This window comes from Ruegeria sp. HKCCE4148 (assembly GCF_017872495.1).
In the GTDB taxonomy this organism is placed as follows: Bacteria; Pseudomonadota; Alphaproteobacteria; order Rhodobacterales; family Rhodobacteraceae; genus Ruegeria.
This window is the reverse complement of the sequence record NZ_JAEDOS010000001.1, coordinates 416,078-442,072: the sequence shown is the minus strand read 5'-3', so window position 1 is coordinate 442,072 and position 25,995 is coordinate 416,078. Positions and strand designations below refer to the sequence as shown.

27 protein-coding genes are annotated in these 25,995 nt (G+C 57.8%); 10 read left to right on the top strand and 17 right to left on the bottom strand.

Annotated features, from left to right (window positions below; genetic code table 11):
- Positions 1 to 10: 10 nt before the first annotated feature.
- The gene (gene hspQ / locus I9187_RS02220; RefSeq protein ID WP_171180231.1) at positions 11 to 337 is read right to left on the bottom strand and encodes a heat shock protein HspQ; all 327 of its coding nucleotides are present in this window, start codon (positions 335 to 337) and stop codon (positions 11 to 13) included.
- 80 nt (positions 338 to 417) lie between these two features.
- On the opposite strand from hspQ, the gene I9187_RS02215 reads away from it, so the two are divergent.
- Positions 418 to 1,299 (top strand): AEC family transporter, encoded by an 882-nt coding sequence (locus I9187_RS02215; RefSeq protein ID WP_171180233.1) that lies wholly within the window; start codon positions 418 to 420, stop codon positions 1,297 to 1,299.
- A gap of 61 nt (positions 1,300 to 1,360) precedes the next feature.
- On the top strand, positions 1,361 to 1,942 hold the full coding sequence (locus I9187_RS02210; RefSeq protein WP_171180236.1) for a lytic transglycosylase: 582 nt from the start codon (positions 1,361 to 1,363) through the stop codon (positions 1,940 to 1,942).
- Between the two features lie 16 nt (positions 1,943 to 1,958).
- Here the strand turns inward: I9187_RS02210 and I9187_RS02205 are convergent, their stop codons facing one another.
- The 4 genes from I9187_RS02205 to I9187_RS02190 all read right to left on the bottom strand — a co-directional run bounded on the left by I9187_RS02205 (position 1,959) and on the right by I9187_RS02190 (position 8,140).
- Positions 1,959 to 2,555: an outer membrane lipoprotein carrier protein LolA gene (locus I9187_RS02205; RefSeq protein WP_171180238.1), complete on the bottom strand. Its 597-nt coding sequence runs from the start codon at positions 2,553 to 2,555 to the stop codon at positions 1,959 to 1,961.
- A gap of 39 nt (positions 2,556 to 2,594) precedes the next feature.
- The gene (locus tag I9187_RS02200; protein WP_171180246.1) at positions 2,595 to 5,507 is read right to left on the bottom strand and encodes a DNA translocase FtsK; all 2,913 of its coding nucleotides are present in this window, start codon (positions 5,505 to 5,507) and stop codon (positions 2,595 to 2,597) included.
- Positions 5,508 to 5,521: 14 nt separating this feature from the next.
- Entirely contained in the window at positions 5,522 to 6,703 is a 1,182-nt protein-coding gene (locus I9187_RS02195) for an aminotransferase class I/II-fold pyridoxal phosphate-dependent enzyme (protein WP_209940048.1), read from the bottom strand.
- Positions 6,704 to 6,811: 108 nt separating this feature from the next.
- Positions 6,812 to 8,140, bottom strand: a complete 1,329-nt coding sequence (locus I9187_RS02190) for an amidase family protein (RefSeq protein ID WP_171180250.1) — start codon at positions 8,138 to 8,140, stop codon at positions 6,812 to 6,814.
- Between the two features lie 52 nt (positions 8,141 to 8,192).
- Here I9187_RS02190 and I9187_RS02185 point away from each other — a divergent pair, with 52 nt between their 5' ends.
- Positions 8,193 to 9,455 (top strand): FAD-dependent monooxygenase, encoded by a 1,263-nt coding sequence (locus I9187_RS02185; protein ID WP_245222917.1) that lies wholly within the window; start codon positions 8,193 to 8,195, stop codon positions 9,453 to 9,455.
- Here I9187_RS02185 and I9187_RS02180 read toward each other — a convergent pair.
- The 6 genes from I9187_RS02180 to I9187_RS02155 form a co-directional block, all read right to left on the bottom strand.
- Complete coding sequence (locus I9187_RS02180) at positions 9,452 to 9,637, bottom strand: Trm112 family protein (RefSeq protein WP_171180252.1); 186 nt, start codon at positions 9,635 to 9,637, stop codon at positions 9,452 to 9,454. The two genes, I9187_RS02185 and I9187_RS02180, sit on opposite strands and share 4 nt — an antisense overlap.
- Positions 9,634 to 10,275, bottom strand: a complete 642-nt coding sequence (locus tag I9187_RS02175; RefSeq protein ID WP_171180262.1) for an LON peptidase substrate-binding domain-containing protein — start codon at positions 10,273 to 10,275, stop codon at positions 9,634 to 9,636. The genes I9187_RS02180 and I9187_RS02175 overlap by 4 nt, the downstream gene beginning before the upstream one ends.
- 27 nt (positions 10,276 to 10,302) lie before the next feature.
- Complete coding sequence (trxA, locus tag I9187_RS02170; protein WP_171180264.1) at positions 10,303 to 11,217, bottom strand: thioredoxin; 915 nt, start codon at positions 11,215 to 11,217, stop codon at positions 10,303 to 10,305.
- 75 nt (positions 11,218 to 11,292) lie between these two features.
- Positions 11,293 to 12,081, bottom strand: a complete 789-nt coding sequence (locus tag I9187_RS02165; protein ID WP_171180266.1) for an exodeoxyribonuclease III — start codon at positions 12,079 to 12,081, stop codon at positions 11,293 to 11,295.
- A 121-nt stretch (positions 12,082 to 12,202) separates the two neighbouring features.
- Positions 12,203 to 12,994, bottom strand: coding sequence for a hypothetical protein (locus tag I9187_RS02160; protein WP_245222914.1), 792 nt, complete (start codon positions 12,992 to 12,994; stop codon positions 12,203 to 12,205).
- 211 nt (positions 12,995 to 13,205) lie between these two features.
- Positions 13,206 to 13,892, bottom strand: a complete 687-nt coding sequence (locus tag I9187_RS02155) for a response regulator transcription factor (protein ID WP_171180271.1) — start codon at positions 13,890 to 13,892, stop codon at positions 13,206 to 13,208.
- A gap of 162 nt (positions 13,893 to 14,054) precedes the next feature.
- On the opposite strand from I9187_RS02155, the gene ribA reads away from it, so the two are divergent.
- Both ribA and I9187_RS02145 read left to right on the top strand, forming a co-directional pair.
- Complete coding sequence (ribA, locus tag I9187_RS02150) at positions 14,055 to 15,146, top strand: GTP cyclohydrolase II (RefSeq protein ID WP_171180273.1); 1,092 nt, start codon at positions 14,055 to 14,057, stop codon at positions 15,144 to 15,146.
- Positions 15,143 to 15,643 carry a L,D-transpeptidase family protein gene (locus I9187_RS02145; RefSeq protein WP_171180275.1) on the top strand — a complete coding sequence of 167 codons (501 nt, stop codon included), beginning with the start codon at positions 15,143 to 15,145 and terminating at the stop codon, positions 15,641 to 15,643. The genes ribA and I9187_RS02145 overlap by 4 nt, the downstream gene beginning before the upstream one ends.
- Here the strand turns inward: I9187_RS02145 and I9187_RS02140 are convergent.
- Both I9187_RS02140 and I9187_RS02135 read right to left on the bottom strand, forming a co-directional pair.
- Positions 15,627 to 16,286 (bottom strand): YggS family pyridoxal phosphate-dependent enzyme, encoded by a 660-nt coding sequence (locus tag I9187_RS02140; protein WP_171727858.1) that lies wholly within the window; start codon positions 16,284 to 16,286, stop codon positions 15,627 to 15,629. The genes I9187_RS02145 and I9187_RS02140 overlap by 17 nt on opposite strands.
- A 101-nt stretch (positions 16,287 to 16,387) precedes the next feature.
- Complete coding sequence (locus tag I9187_RS02135; RefSeq protein ID WP_171180280.1) at positions 16,388 to 17,446, bottom strand: porin; 1,059 nt, start codon at positions 17,444 to 17,446, stop codon at positions 16,388 to 16,390.
- Between the two features lie 283 nt (positions 17,447 to 17,729).
- On the opposite strand from I9187_RS02135, the gene I9187_RS02130 reads away from it, so the two are divergent.
- From I9187_RS02130 to holA, 4 genes are all read left to right on the top strand, one after another.
- Positions 17,730 to 18,215, top strand: a complete 486-nt coding sequence (locus tag I9187_RS02130) for a DUF3576 domain-containing protein (RefSeq protein ID WP_171180282.1) — start codon at positions 17,730 to 17,732, stop codon at positions 18,213 to 18,215.
- Positions 18,216 to 18,287: 72 nt separating this feature from the next.
- Positions 18,288 to 20,822, top strand: coding sequence for a leucine--tRNA ligase (gene leuS / locus I9187_RS02125; RefSeq protein WP_171180284.1), 2,535 nt, complete (start codon positions 18,288 to 18,290; stop codon positions 20,820 to 20,822).
- The gene (gene lptE, locus I9187_RS02120; protein ID WP_171180286.1) at positions 20,809 to 21,312 is read left to right on the top strand and encodes an LPS assembly lipoprotein LptE; all 504 of its coding nucleotides are present in this window, start codon (positions 20,809 to 20,811) and stop codon (positions 21,310 to 21,312) included. Before leuS ends, lptE begins: the two co-directional genes overlap by 14 nt.
- Positions 21,309 to 22,337 (top strand): DNA polymerase III subunit delta, encoded by a 1,029-nt coding sequence (gene holA / locus I9187_RS02115; protein ID WP_209509684.1) that lies wholly within the window; start codon positions 21,309 to 21,311, stop codon positions 22,335 to 22,337. The genes lptE and holA overlap by 4 nt, the downstream gene beginning before the upstream one ends.
- Before the next feature lies 1 nt (position 22,338).
- Here the strand turns inward: holA and I9187_RS02110 are convergent, their stop codons facing one another.
- Positions 22,339 to 23,523, bottom strand: a complete 1,185-nt coding sequence (locus I9187_RS02110) for a TIGR03862 family flavoprotein (protein ID WP_209509685.1) — start codon at positions 23,521 to 23,523, stop codon at positions 22,339 to 22,341.
- A gap of 48 nt (positions 23,524 to 23,571) precedes the next feature.
- On the opposite strand from I9187_RS02110, the gene I9187_RS02105 reads away from it, so the two are divergent.
- Positions 23,572 to 23,868: an HNH endonuclease gene (locus tag I9187_RS02105; RefSeq protein ID WP_171180292.1), complete on the top strand. Its 297-nt coding sequence runs from the start codon at positions 23,572 to 23,574 to the stop codon at positions 23,866 to 23,868.
- Here the strand turns inward: I9187_RS02105 and I9187_RS02100 are convergent, their stop codons facing one another.
- From I9187_RS02100 to I9187_RS02090, 3 genes are read right to left on the bottom strand one after another with little or no spacing between them, the layout of a single operon-like run.
- Complete coding sequence (locus I9187_RS02100) at positions 23,869 to 24,606, bottom strand: VOC family protein (protein ID WP_209509686.1); 738 nt, start codon at positions 24,604 to 24,606, stop codon at positions 23,869 to 23,871.
- Positions 24,603 to 25,211, bottom strand: coding sequence for an enoyl-CoA hydratase/isomerase family protein (locus I9187_RS02095; protein ID WP_209509687.1), 609 nt, complete (start codon positions 25,209 to 25,211; stop codon positions 24,603 to 24,605). Before I9187_RS02095 ends, I9187_RS02100 begins: the two co-directional genes overlap by 4 nt.
- On the bottom strand, positions 25,208 to 25,951 hold the full coding sequence (locus I9187_RS02090; protein ID WP_171236087.1) for an SDR family oxidoreductase: 744 nt from the start codon (positions 25,949 to 25,951) through the stop codon (positions 25,208 to 25,210). The genes I9187_RS02095 and I9187_RS02090 overlap by 4 nt, the downstream gene beginning before the upstream one ends.
- Positions 25,952 to 25,995: the final 44 nt, after the last annotated feature.

Below are 25,995 nucleotides of genomic sequence, written 5' to 3'. Positions count from 1 at the left end.
TTGGAGAACCTCAGTTCAGTTGGAAATGCAGGGGGTATGCTCCGTCTTCGAACGGACCGAACATATTGGGGATATCAGGGTGCTCGACCGGCTCTCCGGAATAGTCCGCAACCAGATTTTGTTCTGAAACATAAGCAACATAGAAGGATTGGTCGTTCTCAGCCAGCAGGTGGTAAAACGGCTGTTCTTTCCGCGGACGACTGTCTTCGGGAATGGCCTGATACCATTCCTCGGTGTTCGAAAATTCTGGATCCACGTCAAAAATCACCCCTCGAAAAGGGTGTTTTTTGTGACGAACCACCTGGCCTAAGCCGTATTTTGCACGTGTCTTTAGCATTGTTTCAGCCCCCAAAGCATTTACTACCCGTTTCTGGCCCTAAAAGCCAATCATTGATGTGAAACTCAGGGAAACAGTCTGTGAACCTAATATTGACAGTGTTCGAAATTGCGGCGCCGGTCTTTCTGTTGGCGGGGATCGGTTTTGTCTGGGTCAAACTTGGATTCGAGTATCGTCTTCAGTTTGTTACCCGCTTTGCAATGACCCTGGCTGTCCCCAGCCTGATCTTCGTTGCCTTGATGCAGACCGAGATTCCGGGAGGCGATCTGACGCGCTTCACCGCTGCCACGATCGTCGCAAACATTATTCTGGCATTTGTGTTTTGGGGCGTCGTTCGTGTTCTGAAACTCGAACAGCGTACGTATCTTTCTCCGCTGATATTCGGGAATACCGGTAATCTGGGACTGCCGCTGTGTATTTTCGCGTTTGGCCAGGCCGGTCTAGGCTATGCCGTAATTTTTCTGTCGGTGACCGCTTTGTTTTCGTTTACTTACGGCATCTACCTTGTGGCGGGCAAAGGCGCCTTTGGTCAGGTCATCCGTCAGCCCATGGTTTGGGCAACGCTTTTGGGGGCCCTGTTTTTGTGGCAGGGCTGGGAAACTCCGCTTTTTTTGACCAACACTTTGGATTTGCTAGGGCAAATGGCTGTTCCGATGATGCTCGTGACCGTTGGAGTGGCTATCGCACGCCTGACCAGTCGCAGTTTGGGTCAGGCTGTATGGCTGTCGTTTCTCAAGCTGCTGGTATGTTTCATCCTCGGCTGGGGGGTCGCCGTTGTATTTGAGTTGGATGCAATTGCCTTCGGTGTGCTGGTTCTGCAGATGTGCACCCCTGTCGCGGTAACCTCTTATCTTCTGGCGGAACGCTTCGAAGCTGACGCGGATGCCGTCGCCGGGATGGTGATGGTGTCAACCGTACTTTCCGTTGCGGCACTGCCCGCTATCCTTGCTATCGTTCTGTAACGATTGTGATTTCAAAATCGCTCAATCTGCGCTAGAATGCCCAAAAAAAGGCATGAGGCACATGAGCAGAATTCTTATCGTACTCTTCGGGGTGCTGCTTCTGGCATCCTGTGGGGGCGGCTCCAAACAGCCGCCCAGCAAATTAAATGACGCGTGCAGCATTGCGCGCGAAAAACCCGACTATATCAGGGCTTTCAAGAACACGGAACGTAAATGGGGTGTTCCCGTACACGTTCAGATGGCCACGATCTATCAGGAAAGCCGCTATCGCCACGATGCGCGCACCCCACACAGATATGTGTTGGGTGTGATCCCGATGGGGCGTCAAAGCAGTGCCTATGGCTATGGTCAGGCGTTGGATGGCACTTGGGAACAGTACCAGCGTGAAACCGGAAAACGCCGCGCCAAGCGGGATCGGATTCGCGACGCGTCAGACTTTATCGGCTGGTATATGAACAAAAGCTACGAACGTAACGGCATTCACCCGGCCGATACGCGCAATCAATACCTGGCTTATCACGAAGGCCATACCGGTTTCGCACGCGGCAGTTACAACAGCAAATCCTGGCTGTTGAACGTTGCGAATGATGTAGACGCGCGTGCGCAGCTATATCAGGCGCAGTTGTCAAACTGCCGGTACTGACAAAGTTTGGCTCGGGTCAGCGATTGCCTGACCCGACCCTTTTACTGTTCGAGAACAAACCCTGATCTAGGCGTCCGCCTTCAGTCAGAGCACCCAGAAGAACAGTTGTCTGTCCCCCCGCATTGTCGTGAATGACCCATTTGCGCAGTTCGACCGGGTCGTTTGTGAACATCAGCTCAATCCGTCCTGCTTCTGGGTTCTTTGGGTCTTGCGCCGTGACTACAGTGGCGGTGCCGTCAAAACTGTGCCCCACGACCATATTGGCCTGCCCCAAGTTCACATTCCGCGCCAGTACTATGGAAAGGGGTGTCCGCTTCAGCGGGTATTGCTCGGGCGGTTGGTTAGATTTCGGGTCAAAGATCTGTACGCTGCCGGAACGCGCAAGCACGACCGCACTGTTGGGTGGATCGTATTCGAACCGCATCTTGCCCGGGCGCTGCATCCACAGCTTACCGGTGCTCAGCGATCCATCGTCGTTCACTTGCGTGAAGGTCGTCTCAACCGTTTTCAATCCATTAAGGTAATTCGAAATCTGCGACAGCGGCAGCTTATCCGCCGCCCATGCGGCAGGTGCGGCGAGTGTCAAAGCAAGGGCAAAAGCAATCTGTTTCATGCCGTACAGATAGGCCTTCTGCCCTTGTTATTAAATATCTTACTGTTCAGGGACTAGGATTTCGCGTTTACCGACATGATTTGCCGCAGAAACAACGCCTTCGTCCTCCATCTGCTCAACGAGCCGGGCAGCCTTGTTGTAGCCAATGGCAAGTTTCCGCTGGATATACGAGGTCGAGCATTTGCGATCCTTGATCACAATCGCCACTGCCTGATCGTACAGAGCATCCTCACCGTTCGTGTTGCCACCGGTATTCAGACCCAGAACGGCATCGATGTTTTCTGCCTTTTCCTCGGCCGGGCCATCGACCACGCCGCTCATGTAATCGGGCGGGCCAAACTGCTTCAGGTGGTTGACGATTTCCTCGACCTCCTCGTCAGACACAAAAGGACCGTGGCAGCGGGTGATCTTGGCGCCACCCGCCATGTACAGCATATCGCCCTGCCCCAGCAGTTGTTCGGCACCCATCTCGCCCAAGATCGTGCGGCTATCGACTTTCGATGTCACCTGGAACGAAATTCGCGTTGGGAAGTTTGCCTTGATCGTGCCGGTAATCACGTCAACCGACGGACGCTGCGTGGCCATGATAAGGTGAATGCCCGAGGCCCGCGCCATCTGCGCCAGACGCTGGATGCAGGCTTCGATTTCCTTGCCTGCGACCATCATCAGGTCGGCCATTTCGTCGACGATCACAACGATATAAGGCATCGCCTCGGGGGCGAATTCTTCGGTTTCAAAGGTCGGCTCGCCGGTCTCATCATCAAACCCGGTCTGCACCGTGCGGCTGAACATTTCGCCTTTGTCCAACGCGTCCTTCACACGGCCATTGTAGCCCGCGATGTTGCGGACGCCCATTTTGGACATCTTGCGATAGCGGTCTTCCATCTCACCCACGACCCATTTCAAGGCCACGACCGCCTTTTTCGGGTCGGTGACGACAGGGGACAGCAGATGCGGGATGCCATCATACACCGACAATTCCAGCATCTTCGGGTCGATCATGATCAGGCGGCATTCATCCGGCGACAGCTTGTACAGCAGCGACAGGATCATGGTGTTGATCGCCACCGACTTACCCGAGCCGGTCGTACCTGCGATCAGCAGGTGAGGCATCTTGGCCAGGTTGGCCACAACGGATTCACCACCGATGTCCTTGCCCAGCGCCAGCGGCAGTGCGTGGTTGCCGTCGCCAAAGTCACGGCTGGCGAGGATTTCGCGCAAAACCACCATCTCGCGGTTTTCGTTCGGCAGTTCAATGCCGATGACAGAACGGCCCGGCAAGGTCGAAACCCGTGCCGACAGCGCCGACATGGAACGCGCAATGTCATCGGCCAGACCAATCACACGGCTGGCCTTCAGGCCCGGTGCCGGTTCCAGTTCGTACATGGTGACAACGGGACCGGGGCGCACGCTGACGATCTCACCTTTGACGCCATAGTCATCCAGCACGTTCTCCAGCATCCGCGCGTTTTCTTCCAACGCCTCATCACTCAGATGATGGCGTTGAATGCTGGCTGGGTTTGACAACAATCCCAGCGGGGGCAGTTCAAAATCCGAGTGCTTTTCTTCAAAAGACAACGCAGGTTGTGCCTCGGCCTGTGCGCGGCGCGACGGCGGCGGTGCGCGGCGCACCGGTTGCGCGACCACGGGTTTGCGCGGCTCCGCCACTGGGATCTTCATCGCAGGGCGCGACTGCGGCACGGGTTCCGCCATATCCTCAACAAGCGGTTCATCGTCCAGTTCGGGGTCCGGTGCATAATGGCCTTGGATCGCTTCGGGCGCATACTCGACCGGGGCCGGATCATGCCACTCGGGTGCAGCACCTGCTGTCATCGGGGGTTCGGGCGGCAACCCGCTGGCGGTAACCGGTGGCTCGGCCGGCAATTCATCCGGCTGATGCGCATTCAGGATCAACGGGTCGGGCCGACGGCCTCGGCCTTTGGTCAAAGGCAGGTTCGGATCCGGCTCGGGCGTCATCTCACCTGTTGCTACTTTGCGATTGCGCACAGCAGCCGAGATTTTTGAGCGGATGCGATCTTCGCCGGGCATTTCGTCAAAGCCCGCAATCGGTTCGGGATCGACCAACTCGGGCTCAGGCATCGGTTCCGGGCGGCGGATCAACGACGGCATACGCGCCAGCAGGCCGGTTTTGGGCGCAGGTTCGGGCTCTTCTTCCAGTTCTTCAAAGACGGGATCGCCGAAGGCGATGTCATCATTCAAAACAGGTTCCACCCGCGCGGCGCGGTGCTCTTTCCATTGCGCCTGTCGATCCCGAGCCGCCTGTGCAGTAGCCGAGGCACCACGGCCCAGCAGATTCATCAGCAGGTCGTAGGCCATCACCAAACCCAAAAGGAACGCACGGAAGCCGCGTTTCACGTCGGCTTTGGTAAAGCCCAGAACAAAAATACCCAGCGCGATCATCCCGACCGCCATGGCCAGCGACATCAGCTTGACCAGAAAATGCGACGAGATCGGCAAAAGCGTCAGCAACGCGCCCATAACCGTGTCGCCGAACAGACCACCCAGACCATAGCTGTGCGTCGCGCGCCATTCGGCACCGGGAACAAGGGTCGCAGCGTAGACCGAAACAACGGCAATCCATATCGGGGCAAAAATCAACCGGGCGATGGCGCGGTCTTCACCGAAATGACCCGCAAAACGCATACCCCAGCCGATCAGAACAAGGGCAACACCCCAGCTTCCCCAGCCCACAATCATGAAAAGGGGCGCTGCGATCGATGCGCCTATACGCCCCATCCAGTTCTGCACCGGCGCGTCGGTCGAAACCATCCAGTTCGGATCATCGGGCGTGTAGGACCAAATCATCGCCGCCGCAGCCAAACCCAGCAGGATCAGGGCGATGCCGATCAGTTCCTTGCTGCGCCGCTCCAAGGCGGCTTGCGTGGTGCTGTCCAACAATGGATCGCGATTGCGCGCGTTATATGATGCCATTTTGCCCTCGTACCTCACGAATAGATGCAGTCGCGGAGTGTGATCAGACCACGCTGCAACTCTGTTTTTGGGGCTACCAATGCAACCCGGATAAAGCCTTTGCCCGGGTTATTCCCCGGATCACCTTGTGAAAGATATGCGCCCGGCAGGACCCGAACCCCGGTGTCCTTCCAGACCTTCAATGCGGTGTCTTCGCCATTGTCGACCGGCAGCCACAAGAAGAACCCGGCCTCAGGCGACATGTATCCCTGCACGCCCGCGAAGACTTCATCCGCGATGGCGTATTTTTCCTGATAGAGCGCGCGGTTCTCGCGGACGTGTTCTTCATCTGCCCACACCTTTGCCGCGGCAGCCTGCAAGGGCAGCGGCAAAGGCGACCCGGCGTAGGTGCGCAATTGCTTGACCTGTTTGATCGTCTCCGGCCCGCCCGCGATCAGCCCCGACCGTAACCCGGCCAGGTTCGAACGTTTGGAAAGCGAGTTGAACAGTGTGATCCGTTCAGGATCAGCGCCCAATTCTTGCGCGACGGTCAAAACGCCCGTCGGGGCCTTGTCCCGGTAAATCTCAGAATAGCATTCGTCGGCAAAAATGCGGAAATCGTATTGCTCGGCCAAACGGATCAGTTCGCCCCAGTAGTCACGCGAAGCAACAGCCCCCTGCGGATTGGCAGGCGAACAGATATAGGCCACAGCGGTGCGATTCAGCACCTCCGCGGGCAGGCCGGCATAATCTGGCAGATGACCCGTTGCGTCGGTGGCGGGTACAAAATAGGGCTGCGCCCCGACCGAAAGCGAAGCGACCATGTAGACCTGATAAAACGGATTCGGGCACAGGACGATCGGTTGCTGGCCGTTCTTCTGTTCCGGACACAGCGCCATAGCGGCGTTGTAAAGCCCCTCACGGGTGCCGTTCAGCGCCATCACTTTGGCATCCGGGTCCATCTGAACGCCATAGCGGCGATGAATCCAATCCGTGATCGCACCACGCAGGTCTTCTGAACCTTCGTTTGGCGGATAGCCCTGAAACCCAGAGGCGTTTTCCATGATGACATCCGTCACCCAGGCCGGAAAATCATGTGTGGGTGCGCCAATCGTCATGTGAACGACGTCACCGCCCGGCTGGTGATGATCCAACAGGGCGCGCAGACGCGGGAATGCATAAGCCGGTAGGTTCGAAAACCGCTCGGGGAAATCCATAGTACTGCCTCAATATCGGGGTCATTTACGCCCCGTTTTTTTGGCAGGTTACAGCCCGGGCCCCTCTTCGTCCAGACAAAGAGGTTCCGAATCAGGGGATTGTGGCATTCAGGCCAGTACCGCTTCTGCTGCTGAGCCCAGCCGCAAAAGGGCCTCTTCCGAGCCGGGATAACCCAACATCATCAACCCGCAACTGGGGGTTCCGGTGGGTAGGCTCAGCGCTGCAAGACCCATCAGATTGCCAATCCGCGTGTTGCGTAGGGCCAGTAGATTCTCGGTCACGTAGTAGTCGTGGTCGCTCATCAACCGTTCCAGATTAGGCGGCAGAATCGGGGCCGTGGGGGCCAGAACCGCATCAAAACCGGCGGTTGCTGCGTCCCATGCGGTGCGGCAAGCCTTGAGCTTGGACCAGGCGGCCACATAGTCGGGGCCAGAGAATCCCATGCCAATACGGAACCGTTCAAGAATCTCAGGATACATCGCTTCGGGATTGGCTTCGATCACATCGCGCCACAGCCCATAGGCCTCGGTCGTGTAAACGATGCTGGTCAGGGTCATGGCCTCGTTCAGCGCAGGCACCTCTAAAGGCACGATTTCAGCCCCCGCATCCGCAAGTTTTGCAAGGGCATCCTCATATGCCTTACCCGGTGTGTCACGCAGATCGTCCTTGGCGATGTTCTGCAAATCGGCAAAGCGCCGGCCTTTCAGCGACGCACCGCGCAGATCGGCTGGCGTTCCACCCTCAAGCAGAGCCAGCATATGCGCTGCGTCCGCGACTGACCGCGCCAGAGGCCCGACCGTATCAAACCGCAAGCAGAGCGGCACCACACCTTCCAGGCTCAGCCGCCCGACAGTGGTTTTCAATCCCACAAGGTCATTCCACGCCGCCGGAATACGCACCGACCCGCCCGTGTCCGATCCAATTCCACAAGCCGCCAAACCCCACGCAACCGAAGCCGCAGCCCCTGAAGACGACCCACCGGGGACAGCGGCTTCATCATGAACGCAAGGCGGCGTTTCGGTAATCGGGTTAAGACCCAGACCAGAGAATGCCAGCTCACTCATATGCGTTTTGCCTAGACAGACGGTGCCCATCTGAGTCGCATTGCACAACACCAGCGCATCCGCATCCGGCACACGATCTTTTAGCAACGCCGAACCCGCCTCGGTCACAGTGCCCGCTGTGTCGAATAGGTCTTTCCAACTGATCGGAACGCCGTCCAGCAAAGACCGACGCAGGCCCAGTTTGGCGCGTTGCTGGGCTGCTTCAGCCTCGGACCGGGCGCGGTCGTGGGTGACGCGGGCATAGATGCGGTCCCGATGCGGATGAGAGTCGATGGCTGACAGGTAGGTTTCCGTCAGCTCAACCGGGTCAATCTGACCCATCCCAATGCCACGGCCCAAATCACACGCGGTCATGGTCAACCAATCCTGCATCTCACCCCTCCTGATTTTTCGGCTTTGGGTGACGGTAGCGACAGGACTGCACATGGACAATCCCGAAAGGGCGCGCATATTGCAGGGCATGACACAGGCATCTGACATTCTGATTGTGGGCGGCGGGCTGAACGGCCCAGCCTTGGCGCTGGCACTGGCACAAACCGGGCACTCGGTCACGGTGATTGATGCGCTGGCGGAAAAGGTTCGCAAGAATGCGGCATTTGACGGTCGTGCCTATGCGCTGGCCCTGGCGTCGCAACGGCTGCTGGATGCGATCGGCGTATGGGATCGCGTTGCTGAACACGCTCAGCCAATGCTGGAAATCAAGGTCACAGATGGCCATGCCGGAACAGGGCCATCGCCGTTTTTCATGCATTTTGATCATGCCGAGATCGAAGAAGGCCCGATGGGGTATATGGTCGAAGACCGCCATCTGCGCCGCGCTTTTCTGGACGCAATGGCAGAGGCGCCGCGCATCTCCCAGATAAGCGGTAAGACAGTTGTATCCCAACAAGCCGACGCCACCGAAGTGACCTTAACGTTGGACGACGGCACAACCGTGGGCGGCGGCCTGCTGGTTGGGTGCGACGGCCGCCGCAGTGACACCGCGTCACGGGCGGGTATTAAACGCACCGGTTGGGATTATGGTCAGACCGCGCTGGTCTGTGCCATCGAACATGATCTGCCGCACAATGGCATTGCCCATCAGTTCTTCATGCCCCCCGGTCCGCTTGCGATTCTGCCGCTGACCGGAAACCGCAGCTCTATCGTCTGGAGTGAGCGTACCGAGGCTGCAGCACGGATCAACGCCATGTCTGAAGAAGATTATCTGCAAGTGCTACGCCCAAGGTTCGGCGATTTCCTGGGTGATATCCGTCTGGCAGGCGACCGTTTCACATACCCGCTGAACCTGACCATCGCCAATTCCTTCATCAGTGACCGCATGGCACTGGTCGGCGATGCCGCGCACGGGATGCACCCAATTGCAGGCCAAGGGCTAAATGCCGGCCTGCGCGACGTCGGCGCATTGGCCGAGGTTCTGACACTGGCCGGGCGGCGCGGCGAGGATATCGGCTCGGTCATAGTGTTGGAGCGCTATCAGGAATGGCGCCGCTTTGACACCGCCTCGCTTGCGATGGCGACGGATGTCTTCAACAAGCTGTTTTCCAACGATAACCCCCTGCTGCGCCTCGGGCGGGATATTGGAATGGGAATTGTCGGGTCATTGCCCGGATTGCGCCGTGGCTTCGTTCGTGAGGCCGCAGGATTGACCGGAGATCTGCCCAAGCTGTTGCAAGGGCGAGCTATCTAGTCGAGCTGCCGCGCCTCATCGATCAACATGACCGGGATCCCGTTGCGGATGGGAAAGGCCAACCCGGCAGCTTTGGACACCAGCTCTTGTTTTTCTGCGTCATAACGCAACGTTGTGTGTGTCTGCGGGCAGATCAGCGCTTCGAGCATACGGCGGTCGAAAGCGTGGTCAGTGTCAGTCATTGCAGTTTTTCCTCGTTTGATCCGCCGCGCATGGCGAATTCAATCAGCGTCACCAGCGTCTCGCGCCGGGTACGCAGGCAGGGGGCCTCCAAAAGAGCTTGTTTTTCTTCGGGATCGAAATCCAAAAGCATAGACAATGAGTTCACAAGCAACTCATCTTCAGCGTCTTTCATTGACTCCCAATCGGTCGACAATTGCCGGGACAAAAAGAAACGTTCCAGAAGGGTCAGGAATTTCGGGCGATTGAACCCGTCGTCTTTCTCGGCCTTACCAAGATCGCGATCAAATCCATCCCACGAGACAGCACACCGGCGATAGGGTGTGAACGCGTCCAACTCTGACACAATTCGGAAGCGGGACACTCCGGTCAACGTGATCAGATACCGGCCGTCTTCTGTTTCGGAAAACTGCGTCACCCGCCCCGCACAGCCAATACGGTGCAGCTTGTTCTCGTCGCTGACCGATGGGTTCGGCTGAACCATCGCGATCAGCCTTTCCTTGGTTTTCAGCGCATCGTCCAGCATCTGTAGATAGCGCGGCTCGAAGATGTGCAGAGGCAAAGGCGACCGGGGCAATAGCAGTGCCCCGGGCAATGGAAAAACGGATACCGTATCCGGCAAGTCGGCGGGATGAATCATGTACCCAATTCTAGCTCTGATCGGGGATTAGGCAAATATCATCGAGCTGAGTTTGCGGCGACCGTTCAGAACAATCGGATCATTGGGCTTGAGTGCATCAAAGATAGTAAAAAGCTGGGTTTTGGCCGCGCCGTCATTCCATTCGCGATCCCGGCGGAACAGCTCCAACAGTTGCGCCACAGCCTCTTCCACATCGCCGTTCGCATGCAGGGCCTGGGCCAGATCGAACCGGGCTTGGTGGTTGCCAGGATCAGCCTCAACAGCAGCCGTCAACTCGGCGACGGGGCCTGCATCCGCGGCCTGTTTGGCCAGCGCAAGTTGTGCATGTGCAGCCTCCAGCTCGGCGGATGTCGAAATCTCAGCTGGGGCGCCATTCAGAATCGCCTCGGCCTGTTCCAGATCGCCGGTTGCGATATGTGCCCGCACCAAACCGCCATAGGCTGCTGCGTGGTTCGGGTCTTCACCCAGAATGGCCGCAAAAGTTTGCGCCGCGTCCGCAGCCGCGCCTTCGGTCAGCATTTCCTCGGCGGCTTGCACTGCATCATCCAACTGGCCGCCCGGGCTTTCACCGCCAGCCGCTTCGATCACACGGTCGACAAACGCCTTGATCTCGGACCCTGGCAGCGCGCCCTGAAACCCATCGACCGGTTGGCCCTTGAAAAAGGCATAGACGGTTGGGATCGACTGAATCCGCATTTGCGAGGCGATCATCTGCGCCTCATCCACGTTGATCTTGACCATCTTCACCGCGCCTTTCGCGGCGGTAACAGCCTCTTCCAGCATCGGGCCCAACGTTTTGCACGGACCACACCAGGGTGCCCAGAAGTCAACAATTACTGGCGTTTCCTGCGAAGCTTCGACCACGTCGGCCATGAAAGTGGCCTCGCTCCCGTCTTTGATCAGATCGGTGGCGGGGGAATCTGCGCCGTTCAGAAGGTCCATGGCAATCACTCTTTCGTTCGAACTTGCGCCCTATATGCAATCGCTTGCCGCAGAAACCAAGGGCAGAGTTACATCTCAGACGTCAAAGGTCGCAAAGACCGGAGCATGATCGCTGGGCTTTTCCCACCCGCGCGCGTCCCGCAGGATGCGGCTGGAATGGCCCGCGTTGGAAATATCCGGCGTGGCCCAGACATGATCCAGCCGCCGCCCTTTATCGGCTGCGTCCCAATCGCGCGCCCGATAAGACCACCAGCTGTACAGCTGACCCTCAGGTATATCCTGCCGCGTAATGTCGACCCAACCACCTGCGTCCTGTGTTTCGGCCAGGTGCTCAACCTCGATCGGTGTGTGCGAGACAACCTTGAGCAGTTGTTTATGCGACCAGACATCGTCTTCACGCGGGGCGATGTTCAGATCGCCGACCAGTATGGATTTCTCGGGCTTCTCCGCATGGAACCAGTCGCGCATTTCGGTGAGGTAGTCGAGCTTCTGGCCGAATTTCTCATTCACCTCCCGATCCGGCACGTCACCACCTGCCGGGACATAGAAGTTGTGGATGGTGACACCATTCTCCAACCGCCCGGCAATATGGCGGGCGTGGCCAAGACCGGCGAAGTCCTTGTCGCCCACCTCTTCCATCGGCAGGCGCGACAGGATCGCGACGCCGTTATAGCCCTTCTGACCGCGTGCAACCATGTGGGTATAGCCCAGCTCGGCAAACCCTTCGGTCGGGATCTTTTCGACAGGTGATTTACACTCCTGCAGGCACAAAACATCCGGCGCTTCTTCCTGCAACAATTTCAATACGATAGGCTCGCGAAGGCGGACCGAGTTGATGTTCCAGGTGGCAAGGGTGAAGGGCATGGGGGATTCCTTTGTCGCGGTTGGACGGAGGTTAGCGTGGTGTGGGATGGGGTGCCATGGGAAAAGGCCCCAAAAAGCCAGGTCAATGAATGACCGCTATGCGGACGAAGCCGCCGTTCAATCAAAGGTCGGGTTTATGAAGTCCGGAAGCGATGCGCGCGCGCTCGTAAAGACGTGAAAGAAGTGCTCCTAAAAGGTTGACCCAGGTCATCGGAACTAGAACGACAAGGCCATGACCCTTCGTGAAACCTGGATTGCGTCGCTTAAAGAACTGCACGTCTGATGGATCAAGCTGTTCATTGAGACGTTTTTCTTGCGGTGTTTCGATAGTGACCCAGCCGACGTCCCGCACAAACGGGTCTTCTGGACGAACTGCCGGATCAGAGAAACTTTCTATGAGCTGGCGCGCGATTTCCTGAATATCAGCGGGCTGTTTAATGTCCGGGTGCGGGAAAATTCGCCGAAAATACTTGCAGAACAGGTGATAGCTCGATGTATGAACGAGCGTGCCGAGATAGTACACCGGGGTGAATGGATGGCTGAGCTTTTCAGTTAAAGCACGTACGATCCCGAAGCCGTAGGTTGCGCCGCGCCCGCGAAACCCAGGTTCCAACCCAGCCTCTGCCCGCAGTACTATGGCGCTGCGCCCATGCACTTGGCGTCGAAAACGGTGAACTGCACAATAACCAATAACACGTTGGTCTGCCGCGCAGTAAAGCTGGATGGATGTTGTTTCTGCCGGTGGTTCTATCACGTGCTGATGAAACTCTTCGGCGGAAACACCCGCAAAGATCTTTTGATGTACTGAATACAGTTTGTGCGACAGAGTTCGACGCTCACTGGCCGACAGTTGTGTCGGCACAACAATCCTGCTTCGGACAATCTTAGATACTTTTCCGGTATGGCGTTCCATTTCCATTGCGATCGATTGTAACGCGAGGGTTTGGAGATGTCTCTGCTGGGCTCAAAGCAGCCATCTTGCCAACCACCCCACAAAAAAGCCGGGCCATTCGGCCCGGCAGTCCAACAGGGAGGTGCATGTCATGACCCGGACATGCGCGGGTTGGGAGTAACCTAATTATGAGTTCAGAGTATCACTTTGATCCACATCAATCCACACCCAGTTAAGACACCAGCCGATATCCACCCGATTCTGTGACCAAAAGGCGCGCATTGGACGGATCGGGCTCGATTTTCTGACGCAGACGGTAGATATGGGTTTCCAACGTGTGGGTTGTCACACCGGCGTTATAACCCCAGACCTCGTGCAGCAGAACATCCCGCGCCACGACGCCGTCGGTCGAGCGGTACAGGAACTTGAGAATGTTCGTTTCCTTCTCGGTCAGGCGAATTTTACGGTCATCTTCGGTGATCAACATCTTCATCGCCGGTTTGAACGTATAGGGGCCAAGCACAAAGACCGCGTCTTCCGATTGTTCGTGCTGGCGCAGCTGGGCACGGATGCGGGCCAGAAGTACGGGGAATTTGAAAGGTTTGGAGACATAGTCGTTCGCGCCAGCATCAAGACCCAGAATGGTATCAGCGTCGCTGTCATGGCCGGTCAGCATCAGGATGGGGCTTTTGACGCCTTGCTTGCGCATCAGGCGGCACAGCTCGCGCCCGTCCGTGTCGGGCAGGCCAACATCCAGAATGACCAAGTCATAGATCGCCTCACGCGCACGTTCCATCGCCGAGGCTCCGTCAGAGGCTTCGAACACATCGAAATCCTCGGTCATTACAAGTTGCTCGCTGAGAGCCTCGCGCAGATCCTCGTCATCGTCCACCAACAGGATTTTTTTGAGTTGTGCCATTTCCCGGTCCTCCAAACGCTTTTCCATCACTTGCGCGCGAAAGATGCAATCAACAAGATTTGCTGCAACGGTCTCACGCCTTCGTGTCAGAGTTCGCAGAAATGTTTCACATTTCGTTCCGAAAGAGCTAGGAGAAGGGTTGAACGTAATAGGGTAACCTAGATGAGTCTCGCCCCCGATATCACTGAGTTGCTGGCCCGAGCCCGGGCTGACTTGCGCATGGGTGTTCCCGTGGCACTGACCGACGACAGCGGTTATAGCGTGCTTGCAGTGTCGGCAGAGACGCTGAGCCCGCAGCGCCTGGCTGACCTGAAGGCATTAGGGACACCGGTTGTGGCGATAACCGGGCGTAGGGCCGAAACGCTCAAAGCGCGGGCCTATGACGGGGATTTAGCACGTGTTGTGGTGCCCGCAGATGCGGATATCACCTGGGTTCAGGCAGTGGCTGACCCTTCGGACGACCTGAGTGCGCCGATGAAAGGCCCGCTGATGACCGAGCGGCAGGGCAATGCCAATCTGCATCGTATCGCAATCGCGCTGGCAAAGTCCGCGCGGATTCTTCCAGCGGCGGTCGTTGTTTCGATAGAAGACGGTCGTTCGTTTGCTGCCACGCATGGCCTGACCTGCATTGATCACACGCGCGCCGCACCGCATCTGGCAGATCGTAGCGCATTGCACGAAGTGGTTGCCGCCCGATTGCCGATGGAAGTGTCAGAGGCCGGTCGCCTGCACGTTTTCCGGCCAGAAGATGGTGGCGAAGAACACTATGCCGTCGAAATTGGCCGCCCGGATCGGGACAAGCCGGTATTGGCCCGTTTGCACTCGGCCTGCTTTACAGGCGACCTGATGGGCAGTCTGAAATGCGACTGCGGGCCGCAGTTGCGCGGAGCATTGGCACAGATGGGATCTGAAGGCGCTGGTGTCTTGCTTTATCTCAATCAGGAAGGTCGCGGAATCGGATTGGCCAACAAGATGCGGGCCTATTTCCTGCAGGATCAGGGGTTTGACACGGTCGAAGCAAACCACAGGCTGGGTTTTGAAGATGATGAACGCGATTTCCGGCTGGGCTCGGACATTTTGAAGTCACTGGGCTTCAACTCGGTCAGGTTGTTGACCAACAACCCGGCCAAGATCGCAATGATGGAGCGGACAGGGATTGCCGTGACCGAACGCGTGCCCCTGAAAGTGGGTGAAACAGCGCATAACCGGGGCTATCTGGCGACAAAGGCTGCGAAGTCGGGGCATCTGCTTTGACCCCCAGTGACCTTGTACTGACTCCGCGCGGTATTCGGTTTCTGGGCAGAACCTTCCCTTGTTCCATTGGAAAAGGCGGTTTGAGCAAATCAAAGCGAGAAGGTGATGGCGCGACACCCACTGGGGCGCATCGGATTATCGGAATGCTTTACCGCGCAGACCGGATTGCACGACCGAATTACTGGGCGCGACCAATTGGCCCGCAGGATTTATGGTCGGATGACGTATCTGACAGCAACTACAACCATATGGTTGCTGCGCCATACGCCTTTAGTCACGAAAAACTTCGTCGATCCGACCCGCTTTATGATCTGGTTCTTTTGACAGACTGGAACTGGCCCAACGCCGTCCCCGGCGATGGATCAGCAATCTTCTTACACCAATGGCGCAGGCCGGGCTATCCAACCGAAGGATGCGTGGCTTTTCGTCGGGATCATTTGCACTGGATCGCGGGGCGCATTGCCTTGGGAACCCGCCTGATTATTCCTGAGGTTTAACGCGTTCGCCAAAAATGGCCGAGCCAACGCGGACATGGGTTGCACCCAAAGCGATAGCTTGCTCGAAATCGCCACTCATCCCCATCGACAATCCCTCCAGACCGTTGCGCGCGGCGATTTTGGCTAAAAGAGCGAAATGCAGCGTAGGCTCTTCGTCTACGGGAGGGATACACATTAATCCGCGAACCGGCAAATCCAAAGCCTTGCAGTCGGCGATAAACCCGTCAGCATCCGCGGGAAGTATACCGGCCTTTTGTTCCTCCTCACCCGTGTTGACCTGAATGAACAGATCCGGGCAAGACCCCATCTCTTGCGCCAATCGCGCCAGTGTCTTGGCCAGTTTAGGACGGTCCACCGAGTGGATCGCGTTGCACAGCTCCATCGCCTGCCGGGCTTTGTTGGTCTGCAAAGGGCCAATTAGGTGCAGATCGACCCCATCAAACTGTTCTTTGAAGGCCGGCCATTTCCCGACGGCTTCCTGTACCCGATTCTCGCCGAAAAACCTGTGCCCCTGCTCGAGGACCGCCTGTACACGTTCATTCGGCTGAACTTTCGACACGGCGATGAGTTTAACAGAGCCTGTCGGACGCCCCGACCTGGCCTCGGCTTTGGCGATACGAGCGGTGATATCTTGCAGCGACATGGGATCCTCAATCTGTATTTGGCGCAGAAAAACACCAAGTCGGCACAAAAGAAAAGGGCGAGTCCGAAGACCCGCCCTCAAACCTTACGGTTCAGATCAGCTTAGAAGTTGAACTGAGCACCGAAGTCAGCAACGATGGTCGAGTCTGCGCAGATGTCGCAGTCGTTTACACCGATACCACCGCGCAGCGATGCACCGCCACCCAGGTCGTAGATCGCACCGATTGCGACCTGCTGAGTGTCGAGGTCAGCTTGACCGTCACCATAGGTGAACAGCAGGGTGGTTGCAGCGCCCAGGTTGTAGGCTGCCGACAGACCCCATGCGGTGCCGTCAGTTGCTGCGATTCGGGTTTTGTCGTCTGCCACGAACAGAGTACCCGAGAAGTCACCCCATTCACCACCCAGAGTCAGAACGGTCAGGCTCGGTTTGCTAAGACCGGGAGCTACGTCGGTCTGACCGTAAGCCACAGCGGCGGTGATGTTGTTGAACGTGTAGGTCGCGCTGACATCCCAGCGGTCAGCATTGGAGGGAACACCGTTGAGAGCAACGGTCGCCTGGTCGTACGACGCGCCAAAGGCGAAGTCACCAACGGCGTACTGGAAGAACACGGCGTTCGCACCCGAACCGGTCGACGAGTAACCCAGGAAGCTGTAGTTAACACCCGAATACTGGCCTGCGAACAGTTCCAAACCAACTTCGTTGCCATAGTAGTTTGCCAAGTTGTCGAATGCACCTGCAACGTTGCCCGCGTCAACACGCAGACCGCCGTAGATGACCGAGAAGCGCGCGCCGTTCAGGCCGGCCGAGTTTGCTTCACCGTTGCCGCTGTCTTCGTCAGCTTGCAGACGAACACGACCTTCGAAACGAACGCCACCGTCGGTTTCAACGATGCCGTCGATGTTCAGACGGAAACGCGAAACCAGGATTGCGTCGTCAGTGTCAACAATTGCGGTGCCGACAGTGGTTTGACCGGTATTGACGTTAATTACACCGCCCGAAATTGTGGTTGTGGTCACATTTGTGTTCACGTTCGGAACGGAACCGATACGATCTTCAACGTACCCAATACCAAAACGGCCGTAACCGCTGAAGTTAACTTCAGCTGCTGCAACGCCTGCGGTCGCGATCAGCGCCGTCGATGCGAAGAGAACTTTTTTCATCTTGTTTCCCTCGGTTTCAAAAAGAGTTATCTACTCGACACATGCCTCGGCATATGTCTCAGCACGGACACCGTTTCGCTCTTTTTGCCCCCTTTGCGCAAGCTTGGCATAAGCGCTGCGGCGTCATTGGGATCAGATTGGTGCAAGGATGCCACAGTCCGCTTCCCCCCCCAATACCGGCCACCCGCCAGGAATTCAGAAGAATAGGGTTGTTGCAGAGGGGGTCCTTGGCTAGGAGTATCCCCTGAATATCGTAGAACAAGTGAAACAGGACCGGTTTACAATGCGCCTGCCGACGATTTTGGGATTGATCATGCTGACCGCCGCTGTTTCGGCATGTGGACAGAATCAAAGCGCCTCGACGACCTATACGCCCAACCTCGCCGGCGGCAATTCAGATGAGCGCGAGTTGAACGATCCTAACCGTTCGACAATTTGGGACATTTTCGACCGTAGCACAGCTGAGCAGGTGACCAATGTGAATCGTTATCTGTGGGCGGCTTCACTTGATGTGCTGAGTTTCCTGCCCGTGCAAGAAGTCGATCCGTTTACCGGTGTCATTGTAACGGGTTACGGCACACCGCCGGGTGGAGGGCGTTCATACCGGGCTACTGTCCATATCAGTGACCCTGCGCTGGCAGCCAGGTCGTTGTCCGTTGCTCTGCAAGCCAACGGCGGGGCACCTGTAAGCGCTGCAACGACCCGCGCTGTAGAGGACGCTATTCTGTCTCGTGCGCGTCAGCTACGCATTGCGGACAACAAGTTCTAGCAACCCGCCGAAAATCACACTAATACCACGCCGGGTTCCTACCCGGCGTTTTCATTCACGAAGGACCGCACAATGTCGCGCTATTCGGCCAACGAAATCGAAGCAAAATGGCAAGAGGCCTGGGACAAGGCTGGAATCTTCACCGCCAACCACAAGGCGGACAAGCCAAAGTATTATGTGCTTGAGATGTTCCCTTACCCGTCCGGCCGAATCCATATGGGGCATGTGCGCAACTATACGATGGGTGACGTGATTGCGCGTCACAAGCTGGCGACAGGGCATAACGTACTGCACCCGATGGGATGGGACGCCTTCGGGATGCCTGCCGAAAACGCCGCGATGGCTATTGGTGGCCATCCGAAAGATTGGACTTATGGCAACATCGCCGACATGCGCGGGCAGATGAAGCCTTTGGGTCTGTCGATTGACTGGTCTCGTGAATTCGCCACCTGTGACCCTGAATACTATGGCCAACAGCAGGCTCTGTTCCTGGACATGCTTGAAGCCGGGCTGGTTTACCGCAAGAACGCGGTGGTGAACTGGGACCCGGTCGACATGACCGTTCTGGCCAACGAACAAGTGGAAAACGGGCGCGGCTGGCGCTCGGGCGCTTTGGTGGAACGACGCGAACTGACGCAGTGGTTCTTCAAGATTTCCGACTATTCCGAAGAACTTCTGGACGCGTTGGACACGCTGGACAATTGGCCCGCCAAGGTCCGCCTGATGCAGGAAAACTGGATCGGCAAGTCGCGCGGCCTGCAATTCGGGTTCGAACGCACCGATGGTGGCGACCCAATCACGGTTTACACGACTCGCCCCGACACGCTGCTGGGCGCGTCCTTTGTTGGTATCTCGCCGGATCACCCGATTGCCAAGCAGCTCGAGGCCGAAAACCCCGAAGTTGCTAAATTCGTTGCCGAATGCCGCAAAGGCGGCACCACCGAAGAGGCCATCGAGACCGCCGAAAAGCTGGGCTATGACACCGGTATTCGCGTCAAGCACACGCTGGACCCGAACTGGGAACTGCCGGTTTGGATCGCGAACTTCATCCTGATGGATTACGGCACGGGCGCGATCTTTGCCTGCCCGGCGCATGACCAGCGCGACCTTGATTTCTGCCGCAAATACGACCTGCCGGTGATCGATACTTTCTTTGCCCTGGACGATGACACGCCGGTCGACAAGATCGCGTTCGTTCCGCCGAAAACCGAAAAAGTCCGCTGGGTGAACCATTTCGCGGGCCTGACCGAGGCAACCGGCGACGAGGCGATCAACGCAACTGTCGACTTTGCAGAGAGCGCTGGCTGGGGCGAAGGTGTCACCAAGTACCGCCTGCGTGACTGGGGCCTCAGCCGCCAGCGGTATTGGGGCTGTCCGATTCCTGTTGTGCACTGCGACAGCTGCGGTGTAGTGCCCGAGAAAAAAGAAAACCTGCCAGTCCGCCTGCCCGACGATGTCACATTCGACAAACCGGGCAACCCGTTGGACCGCCACCCGACGTGGCGGGATTGCGCCTGCCCGAAATGTGGGGCTCCGGCCAAGCGTGAAACCGACACGATGGACACGTTTGTCGATTCGTCGTGGTATTTCGCCCGCTTCACCGCGCCACGGGCCGAAACGCCCACCGATCCGGCCGAGGCCGAGTACTGGATGAATGTCGACCAGTATATTGGTGGCATCGAACACGCGATTCTGCACCTGCTGTATTCCCGGTTCTTTGCACGCGCGATGAACATAACCGGTCACCTACCGAAAAAGGCCATCGAGCCCTTCGATGCGCTGTTCACGCAAGGCATGGTGACGCATGAGATCTACCAGACCAGAGACGCGAATGGCCGCCCGGTCTATCACCTGCCCGAGGACGTTACCGACGGCAAACTGGCAGATGGCACTGAGGTCGAGATCACCCCCTCGGCCAAGATGTCGAAATCCAAGAAAAACGTGGTGGACCCAGTTAGCATTATCTCGGCCTTCGGAGCCGACACCGCGCGCTGGTTCGTACTGTCCGATTCGCCGCCCGAGCGGGACGTGGAATGGACTGCTTCGGGTGCAGAGGCTGCCTTTAAACACCTGAGCCGCGTACATCGCATCACCTATGAAATCGTCGAGTCGGACGTTCCGGCCAATGGTGAAGACGAAACCCTGCTGCGCGAGATGCACAAGGCGATCCACGATGTCTCGGGCGGCGTCGAATCCTTTGGCTTCAATGCCTCGATCGCCAAACTGTATGCTTTCACAAACACGCTAGCCAAATCCAAGGCAGGCTCTGGGGCCAAACGCGAAGCCGCCAAAACGCTGGCACAGCTGATGTCGCCGATGACACCGCACCTGTCTGAAGAGCTTTGGAACATGTTGGGTGGTGAAGGTCTGGTTGCCACCGCAGCCTGGCCCGTCGCTGATGAGGCGATGCTAGTTGATGACACCGTTACCCTTCCGATCCAGATCAACGGCAAGCGTCGCGCGGAAATCAGCGTCTCCAAGGATCTGGCCAAGGACGAGGTTGAAAAAATCGCGCTCAGCACCGAAGCTGTGCAAAGGGCGCTGGATGGCAACGCGCCCAAGAAAGTGATCGTAGTTCCAGGTCGGATCGTGAATGTCGTTGTTTAACCGCAGAACCCTTTTGCTGATGCCGCTGGCCGCCTGTTTCCTTGGCGCGGCCTGTGGCTTCCAACCGGTCTACGCACCTGGGGGAACGGGTTCGCAACTCTACGGCAAGGTTGCTGTGTCCGAGCCGAACAATGTCGACAGCTATCTTCTGGTCCAGAATCTGGAACAGCAACTGGGCCGCAGCGCTGATGCGGTCAGCAAGTACAAATTGGACGTGCGGGTCACAACCGTGACGCGTAGGGCAGCGATTACCACGACGAATGAAACGCAACGGTACACGATTGACGGGCGGGCCCAGTATACGCTGCGGTCCAATGCAACCGGACAGATCGTGGCTTCGGGTACTGCGACCGACTTTGTGGCCTATTCCGCCGCGGGTTCGACCGTTTCCACCCTGGCTGATGAGCGCGACGCCAAAGACCGCCTGATGGTGATTCTATCGAGCCAGATCGTGAACCGATTGAATTCAAAACCGGATCTGGCCACATGAAGCTGAGCCCGCGCGAGGCTGATGGATATTTCTCCAAGCCGGACGTGGACAAGACCGGGTTGCTGATCTATGGCGCGGATGCGATGCGGGTCGCGCTCAAGCGTCAGCAGGTTCTGACAGCTTTGCTTGGCCCCGGTGCCGAAGAGGAAATGCGCCTGACACGCCTGCCCGGCAGCGATCTGCGAGGTGATCCCGCGTTGTTGCTGGATGCCGTCAAGGCCGTTGGGTTCTTTCCCGGCCCCCGCGCGGTATTTGTCGAAGAGGCCACCGAAACCGCAGCACCTGCGATTTTGGCCGCACTTGAAGATTGGACCCCCGGAGACGCCCAGATCGTCGTTACGGCCGGGCAACTGAAACCCAGTTCGAAAATTCGCAAAGCGTTCGAAGCACACCCCGCAGCCTATGCGGTAGGCATCTATGACGACCCGCCATCCCGCGCCGAGGTGGAACGGATTCTGACCAAGTCAGGCCTGAAGAACATACCCCGCGATGTCATGTCTGCCATCAGCGAGCTGGCAGTCAGCCTCAGCCCCGGCGATTTCGCCCAAACCGTTGAGAAACTGTCGCTTTACAAGCGTGGGGACAGTTCAGAACTGACCATCGAAGACGTCGAAGCATGCGCCCCACGCTCGACCGAAGCCGCATTGGACGATGTTCTTAATGTGGTAGCCGAAGGCCGCGCGGGCGAGATCGGACCATTGATCCGGCGCTTGCAGGCGCAAGGGACTAATGGTGTGACATTGTGCATTGGGGCGACCCGGCATTTTCGAACGCTTTATGCCTGCGCCTCGGATCCGGGCGGCGCGGCACAGGGTATCGGCAAGCTGCGCCCGCCGGTTTATGGCAAGCGGCGGGACCGTATTCTGCGACAGGCGCAGGGATGGGGCGCACCGAAGCTGGAAACTGCGCTGACGGTTCTGACCGACACGGATTTATCGCTTAGGTCTGCAGGTCAAACGGCACCCGCTATGGCCTTGGTGGAACGCGCCATGATCCGCCTTGCGATGCTGGCGCGATCACGTTGAACTACCGGGTCTTTTCCAGCCAATCTGCGGCTGCCAGACCAGCCCACCGTCCGGTAGCCAGACAGGCTGTCAGCAAATAACCCCCTGTCGGGGCCTCCCAATCCAACATCTCTCCGGCACAGAACACACCCGGCAACGCGGTCAGCATCAGGCCGCCATCCAACGACGCGCTTTTAACGCCCCCTGCCGTCGAGATTGCTTCATCCATCGGGCGCAGACCGGCGTACAGGATGGGCAGTTTCTTTAACACTGCAAACTGATCTGGTTGAGCTGTGCCGCTGCGTTTCATCATCTCATGGAAAATTGCGGCTTTTTGAGGCGACAGGTTCAGTGACTTTCTAAACCACTGAGACAGAGTAACTTTCGACCGTTTCGCGGCATAGCGCGCCTGCAGGGTTTTGTGATCCAGATCGGGCACCAAATCCACAAACAACGACTGCCCGACACGCAAGGCTGGGGTGAGCGAATACAGCCCGCTGCCCTCCAGCCCCTTTGCAGAAATTGCGGCTTCGCCTCGACTTTCAGAATCGCCTGCCATCCAGCGGACCGATTTCAACGCGGCCCCAAAGTGTGGTCGCATATGATCGCTCCAATCTACGGAAAGAGCAGAATTTGCTGGCTCGAATGGAGCCAGAGCCACACCTCTACTTGCAAGAGCTTCTGTCCACTGACCGTCCGAGCCAAGGCGCGCCCAACTTGCCCCACCCAGCGCCAGTACGGTGACATCAGTCGAAACGCTGCGCACCCCGTCGGGGGTGTCGAACTTCAGCGCCTCACCCTCCCAGCCTGTCCAGCGCCAGCGGGTATTGACCTCTACCCTTGCGTTTCCTAACCGGGCCAGCCAGGCGCGCAATAGGGGGGAGGCTTTCATAACCTCGGGAAAAACCCGGCCTGTTGAGCCTGTAAACAACGGCTGACCCAGATCGCGCGCCCAGCGTTGAACCGCATCGGAATCGAAAGCGGAAACCATTGGAGTCAACCAATCCGCAGCCTCGCCGTATGCGCGGATCAAGGTATCGAACGGCTCTTCCTTGGTCAGGTTCAGTCCAGATTTTCCAGCCATCAGGAACTTACGCGCGACTGACGGTTTAGCCTCGGCCACCAGCACGGAATGCCCTGCAGCGGCCAGTTGTTCGGCGGCCATCAACCCGGCGGGGCCTGCTCCGATTACCACTGCCTGCGCCATTCACATCCTCTTGCCTTCGCCACTTTCAGGCGCAAGTTTCTAACCATTATGACGAACAGCGATCCGATCTGCCCGCTTTGCGACCGCCCGATCCCCGACGGAGGCGGCAGCCTGCATCATCTGATCCCAAAACTCAAAGGAGGCAAGGGCGGGCCAACCGTTCTTTTGCATCAGATCTGCCATAAGGAGGTCCATGCCACACTGACCGAGGCCGAACTGGCGCGCAATTACAACACGGTCGAAGCCCTGCGCGCGCATCCAAGGCTTGAAAAGTTCCTGAACTGGGTTCGCAAACGCCCACCCGGCTTTCGGTCAAAGGTTCCAGGCAAACGGCGCGGACGGTAATCAACCCGGCAGGATCGGATCACCAAAGGCGTCGTTCAGAGGTTCAGGCACGCCTTCGATTTCAATGCCCTGAAAATCTGGTACAGGCGCGAACTGAGCCCCCGCAACGTGCTGAAATTCCAGCGTTGTATAGGGCTGTTTCCAAAGCCATTCGCGGTTTTCTACCGACCACAGATCGGGATTTGGAGGCGTTTCCTGCGTGAAGGCATAGAAATGCAAATCAAATCCATATGGCGCAACGTCTTGCATGGATAACAATGACATACCTTGCGCGCGCCAAAACGTGTCTTCAGCCGCGATATCCCCGGTCCGCAACGTGATCTGACCGATCCGCGCCTGCGCGAAGGGCGCATCGGGATCAGCGGCGTACGGAGGCCGGTTGCCTTCGAAATCCTGTTGCAGCAGCTCGATGACAAAGCCTTCGGGGTCGGTCAGATGACACATGTAGCCGATATCCATGAACTGGTTCGGATCGCTTACCGGGACATCCCGCGCGCGCAGATGGGTCGCCGCAAGATCAACATCCGGTACGGTTATGCCGATCTTCCAATAGCGCTGGCCTCGGTCATGGGTGTATCCACCGCCGCCGGGCAGCAACAGAAGATCTGCATCCTCGCCCGCATAACCTACACGAACGTTAGCCCCTTCTTCCCTGACAAACATTCCCAAAATGTCGCGATAGAAGGCCGCCAAATTGAGCGGATCAGCGACCCGCAGGCGCAGGGCCGACAGCCTCATGAACACAACCTTGCGATTCCGGCGGCAATCTTCGGGTCGGCGTTGACGCTATCGGCCACCAGATCGCGTGCGGTTTGCATCAGGTGATCAGCCTCGACAATCCGGTCCACCAAACCAAAATCATATGCCTCTTGTGCGCTGATTTTCTGGCCCGCCATCAGAATAAGCTTGGTACGTGCCGGTCCCACCAAAGCCGCCAACCGCTTGGGGTCGGAAGGTTGCGGCAGAAACCCCAGCTTCATCACCGGATAGAAGAACTTGGCCGAGGGCACCGCGATACGCAAATCGCAGGCCAAGGCCATACCGTTGGCCCCGCCAGCCAGAGTTCCGTTCAGTGCAGCAACAGTCAGACAGGGCAGAGCCGCAATAGCACCAGAAAGACGTTCCCAGACATCCGACGTGGCCAGACCGGCGCGCGCTTCGTCAAGATCGGCACCGGCACTGAACACCTTGCCCGCCCCGGTCAGGATCAACGCCTTCGCCTCAGTCGCGGCCTCGGCAATCTCGGCCAGTTCGGTAAGCATGCCCCCGGTCAGAGCGTTGGCCTTGCCCGGGTTATTGATTGTGACTGTCCACAGGCCATCCGCTTTGATCAAATTGATCATATCAGCCCAACCCGTTTGCGAATATCCTCCAACCGCAGCGAGATTTCGGTGCCTAAAAACTCATTCGCATCATCGGAACACATCCAGAGCAGCGCCCGCGCGGGCCAGTCTGCGGGAATGTGCACATCCCAATCCAGTTGACTAACCGGATTGATGCCGCTGGCCTTGATCGACCGCTGCATATCCGTGGCCACCGTCCCCGGTGACAGGCCCATGGCGCGAATACCGTTATGGGCCTCTTCCAGATGCAGACATTCCGTTAGCATTTTGGCCCCGGCCTTGGACGCGCAATAATGGCTCCATGCCTCAACCGGGTTTGATGCGGCCCCGGACGAGATGGTCAGAATGCTTCCCCCGCCAGCGGCCCGCATGATCGGCAGCGCGGCGCGCATTCCATAAAAGACACCCTTGAGGTTGATGTCGATGGCCTTGCTCCATGCCTCAGTATCGGCGTTCGAGAGATGAAAGATCGGATCGATCACACCGGCGTTTCCGATCAGAACATCCAAGCCACCGAAGCGGTCGACACAGGTGGCCACGGCCTGCTCGACCTGCGCAAAGTCGCTGACATCACACGCCAAAGCGATGGCCTGATCGCCCAAAGCGGCTGCCAAAGCATCGATCTGGTCGTGGCTGCGCGCCACCAAAGCCACATTGGCCCCGGCTGCGGCAAAAACGCGCCCTGCTTCAGCCCCGATTCCCCGGCTGGCCCCTGTAATAAGAACCGTTTTACCCTGCATCTGCCTCTCCTCACGCGCTGCAATTGCTTTCGGCTACAGCCGTA

Excerpts from the sequence above, each read along its gene's own strand:
- hspQ (WP_171180231.1), bottom strand. The coding sequence starts at position 337 with ATGCTAAAGACACGTGCAAAATACGGCTTAGGCCAGGTGGTTCGTCAC.
- I9187_RS02210 (WP_171180236.1), top strand. The coding sequence starts at position 1,361 with ATGAGCAGAATTCTTATCGTACTCTTCGGGGTGCTGCTTCTGGCATCC.
- I9187_RS02205 (WP_171180238.1), bottom strand. The coding sequence starts at position 2,555 with ATGAAACAGATTGCTTTTGCCCTTGCTTTGACACTCGCCGCACCTGCC.
- I9187_RS02200 (WP_171180246.1), bottom strand. The coding sequence starts at position 5,507 with ATGGCATCATATAACGCGCGCAATCGCGATCCATTGTTGGACAGCACC.
- I9187_RS02195 (WP_209940048.1), bottom strand. The coding sequence starts at position 6,703 with ATGGATTTCCCCGAGCGGTTTTCGAACCTACCGGCTTATGCATTCCCG.
- I9187_RS02190 (WP_171180250.1), bottom strand. The coding sequence starts at position 8,140 with ATGCAGGATTGGTTGACCATGACCGCGTGTGATTTGGGCCGTGGCATT.
- I9187_RS02185 (WP_245222917.1), top strand. The coding sequence starts at position 8,193 with ATGGACAATCCCGAAAGGGCGCGCATATTGCAGGGCATGACACAGGCA.
- I9187_RS02180 (WP_171180252.1), bottom strand. The coding sequence starts at position 9,637 with ATGACTGACACTGACCACGCTTTCGACCGCCGTATGCTCGAAGCGCTG.
- I9187_RS02175 (WP_171180262.1), bottom strand. The coding sequence starts at position 10,275 with ATGATTCATCCCGCCGACTTGCCGGATACGGTATCCGTTTTTCCATTG.
- trxA (WP_171180264.1), bottom strand. The coding sequence starts at position 11,217 with ATGGACCTTCTGAACGGCGCAGATTCCCCCGCCACCGATCTGATCAAA.
- I9187_RS02165 (WP_171180266.1), bottom strand. The coding sequence starts at position 12,081 with ATGCCCTTCACCCTTGCCACCTGGAACATCAACTCGGTCCGCCTTCGC.
- I9187_RS02160 (WP_245222914.1), bottom strand. The coding sequence starts at position 12,994 with ATGGAACGCCATACCGGAAAAGTATCTAAGATTGTCCGAAGCAGGATT.
- I9187_RS02155 (WP_171180271.1), bottom strand. The coding sequence starts at position 13,892 with ATGGCACAACTCAAAAAAATCCTGTTGGTGGACGATGACGAGGATCTG.
- ribA (WP_171180273.1), top strand. The coding sequence starts at position 14,055 with ATGAGTCTCGCCCCCGATATCACTGAGTTGCTGGCCCGAGCCCGGGCT.
- I9187_RS02140 (WP_171727858.1), bottom strand. The coding sequence starts at position 16,286 with ATGTCGCTGCAAGATATCACCGCTCGTATCGCCAAAGCCGAGGCCAGG.
- I9187_RS02135 (WP_171180280.1), bottom strand. The coding sequence starts at position 17,446 with ATGAAAAAAGTTCTCTTCGCATCGACGGCGCTGATCGCGACCGCAGGC.
- I9187_RS02130 (WP_171180282.1), top strand. The coding sequence starts at position 17,730 with ATGCGCCTGCCGACGATTTTGGGATTGATCATGCTGACCGCCGCTGTT.
- leuS (WP_171180284.1), top strand. The coding sequence starts at position 18,288 with ATGTCGCGCTATTCGGCCAACGAAATCGAAGCAAAATGGCAAGAGGCC.
- lptE (WP_171180286.1), top strand. The coding sequence starts at position 20,809 with ATGTCGTTGTTTAACCGCAGAACCCTTTTGCTGATGCCGCTGGCCGCC.
- holA (WP_209509684.1), top strand. The coding sequence starts at position 21,309 with ATGAAGCTGAGCCCGCGCGAGGCTGATGGATATTTCTCCAAGCCGGAC.
- I9187_RS02110 (WP_209509685.1), bottom strand. The coding sequence starts at position 23,523 with ATGGCGCAGGCAGTGGTAATCGGAGCAGGCCCCGCCGGGTTGATGGCC.
- I9187_RS02105 (WP_171180292.1), top strand. The coding sequence starts at position 23,572 with ATGACGAACAGCGATCCGATCTGCCCGCTTTGCGACCGCCCGATCCCC.
- I9187_RS02100 (WP_209509686.1), bottom strand. The coding sequence starts at position 24,606 with ATGAGGCTGTCGGCCCTGCGCCTGCGGGTCGCTGATCCGCTCAATTTG.
- I9187_RS02095 (WP_209509687.1), bottom strand. The coding sequence starts at position 25,211 with ATGATCAATTTGATCAAAGCGGATGGCCTGTGGACAGTCACAATCAAT.
- I9187_RS02090 (WP_171236087.1), bottom strand. The coding sequence starts at position 25,951 with ATGCAGGGTAAAACGGTTCTTATTACAGGGGCCAGCCGGGGAATCGGG.